Raw genomic sequence first — 2,504 nt, forward strand, 5'->3', positions numbered from 1 at the left:
GCGCGGCGCTGATGGCGTTGTTATTACAAAAAGCCTGGATCAGCCGTACGCCGGGATACCGCGAGGTAAGCGTGACGACCAGCGGGAAAGTCGCCATGAGCCGGTTGTTTGGGCTGGCGCTGGGGTGAGCCTTGTTGCCGGGTGGCGCTRCGCTTACCCGGCCTACAAAATATTATCGGTGGACGTATCACGTAGGCCCGGCAAGCAACGCGCCGCCGGGCAAAAACTCACTGCCACCGGGTCTGCCACTCCCATAACCGGTTCCATGCGGTGTCGTTGAGGTTGCGATCCGCCGCCACGCTGGCACGATATGGCCGCGAGGTGGTCGCCGCCGATCCCCAGGGTGATAACCGGTCATAGCTGGAATCTATCGTACTCCAGGCAATCAACGCCTGCCCGTTCGCGGTATTACCCGGCAGATACCCGGTCTTGCCCGCGCCCTGATCCCATGCCCGTCCCAGCTTCGCTTTAAAGCTTCCCTGATAACCCGCATCACCGGTGAAACGGCTGTTCAGCACCAGAAATCCATATGGCTGATCCGGCAGGGTGTTTGGCGCAAGCACGTAAGCTTCCTGCGAGCGGCGCGTGGATACCGTGTGGAACTCCACGCCGTCAAACACCACGCTGGCGCGGCCAAATACGTAATCCACATCCCCTTCGATATAGCTGTCTTTCACCAGTACGCGGCTGATGCGGTCGGTCACCGCGAGATTTTCACGGTTACTGGTATTGAGATACACCGTGTCCTGGCGGCCAATCAGCCGCACGTTCTCCAGCTGCACGCGGTCGCCGTCGGTGCGCAGCGCCACGCCCTGATGGGTACCCCCATCTACAGTGTCGAGCAGCGAATTCACCACGCTGAGCTGCGCCAGCTGAAAATCATTACTTTGCGACCAGACCACCGCCGCGCAGTTGGTGCCAATCAGCGCGCTGGTTTTACCGGCACATTGCGCATAGAGATACCAGGCGGGATCGCCCTCGCGGAACTGCTGGGCAGGATTGACCGTCTGGCGATAGCGGGCGGGAGAAAACTGTGAATCAAGCGCCAGTTCAAGGCGCACATCCTGGGGCTGCTCACCTGCGCCGAACAGGGTGATCGGCGGCGCGTCGGCGGGAATATACACCGCGCCCTGATAAACGCCGGGCTGCACGCTGATATAGATGCGCGATCGATCGGTGGCATTACGAATGGCGGCGTTTATCGCCTTTTGCACCGTTTGCCAGGGTTCATTTGGGCCAACGCGCCAGGGCGTGGAAACCTGCTCAGGATGGATGGCTTCCGGTTGCCACGGGCCGTCCGGGGCGGCAAGCAGACCGCCGCGGGCAAAATAATTTTCCGGCGTATAGGGAGCCGCTTCCTGCGCAGTCAATATACCGCGCGTTTGCGTTCCCGGTACTTTTCCGCCGCCGTTGGCACAGCCCTGCAACACCAGCGGCATACATAATACTGCTGCCAGACCAAAACCGCGTTTCGCCATCATCTCGCCTCGTCATGTTAAGAAATGGAGGATTGATATTAATGGAACGCTGTTTTGATTAACGACCCAGGGATCACGCTTTCGCGTCAGCCCGTTGAATCGATTAGAAAAGTGAGATCAGCAGCGCGACCGGAAAACTCATCGGCCAGGTTGAGCCGACCAGGAAAGCGCTGAGGAAGCGAATACGCTTGCGATCTTTCGACAAAAACCAGGTAATCAGTGCGCTGATGGCGGCCATGACAGCGTAGAAAGCCAGCATTTTTTGATATAGCGTCATTGTTGTGATCGATTCCAGAGACAAAACCGCCGCAATATGCATCGTTTATTGATATTAATCAAGTTTTGTTACAACAAAAGGAAGGGGTAAATTGATTAAGACACTAAATGCGCTTTACGACAGTACATCATCCTGCACCCTGGCGGCCTGGGCGCAGGATCCCGGCACAGGTGCGACACGCAGCAAGCCGCGTTATGCGAAAGATAAATACGCGCTGGCGACGGGCATCACCCCGCCGTTATCGCCTGCCATCGCCACCCTGTTGCAGGAGTTGCATACGCTGGCGGCAGGGGATCCTCTGGCGGATGTCATGCCAGCCAGTGCGCTGCACTTTACCTTTTTAGCCGTTACGGATGCGCTTTATGACAGGCCGCAGCCGCCGCAGGAACTCGCCAGCCTGAAGGCGGCATTTATGGATATAGCGCCGCAGACCGTGACCATCAGCGATCTGCGGCTGGTCGCCCTTCCCGATCAACTCCTGCTCGCCGGCACGCCGGATGCCGTCAGTCTGGCGCGGCGGCAACATTTTGCCGATGCCCTGCTCGCCAGCCCCTGGAAAGCAGCTTTAATGCAGCGTTACGGCAACACGCCGCTGCCGCCCCCTTTCTGGCACAGCACGCTGGTGCGTTATGAGGCGGCCCGTCTGCCGGTGCGCTTTCGTGAGTTTTTTGAGGACCAGCGCACCTCACGTTTTGGTGGAGTGAGCGCGCCCTTGATGCTGGCGCTGGTCAATTACAACTGGAGTAAAA

3 protein-coding genes and 1 pseudogene are annotated in these 2,504 nt (G+C 58.6%); 2 read left to right on the plus strand and 2 right to left on the minus strand.

Annotated features, from left to right (window positions below):
- Positions 1-128, plus strand: a pseudogene (locus QRD42_RS14835) (transcriptional regulator); the annotation flags it as partial.
- Between the two features lie 99 nt (positions 129-227).
- Here the strand turns inward: QRD42_RS14835 and QRD42_RS14840 are convergent.
- Both QRD42_RS14840 and QRD42_RS14845 read right to left on the minus strand, forming a co-directional pair.
- Positions 228-1,481, minus strand: a complete 1,254-nt coding sequence (locus tag QRD42_RS14840; RefSeq protein ID WP_321987498.1) for a putative acyl-CoA thioester hydrolase — start codon at positions 1,479-1,481, stop codon at positions 228-230.
- A gap of 100 nt (positions 1,482-1,581) precedes the next feature.
- Entirely contained in the window at positions 1,582-1,755 is a 174-nt protein-coding gene (locus QRD42_RS14845; RefSeq protein WP_072568518.1) for a GhoT/OrtT family toxin, read from the minus strand.
- Positions 1,756-1,846: 91 nt separating this feature from the next.
- Here QRD42_RS14845 and QRD42_RS14850 point away from each other — a divergent pair.
- Positions 1,847-2,504 (plus strand): hypothetical protein (locus QRD42_RS14850; protein ID WP_321987499.1); only part of this gene is annotated, 658 nt, incomplete at its 3' end.

Source organism: Enterobacter sp. PGRG2, assembly GCF_030291195.1.
GTDB lineage: Bacteria > Pseudomonadota > Gammaproteobacteria > Enterobacterales > Enterobacteriaceae > Enterobacter_D.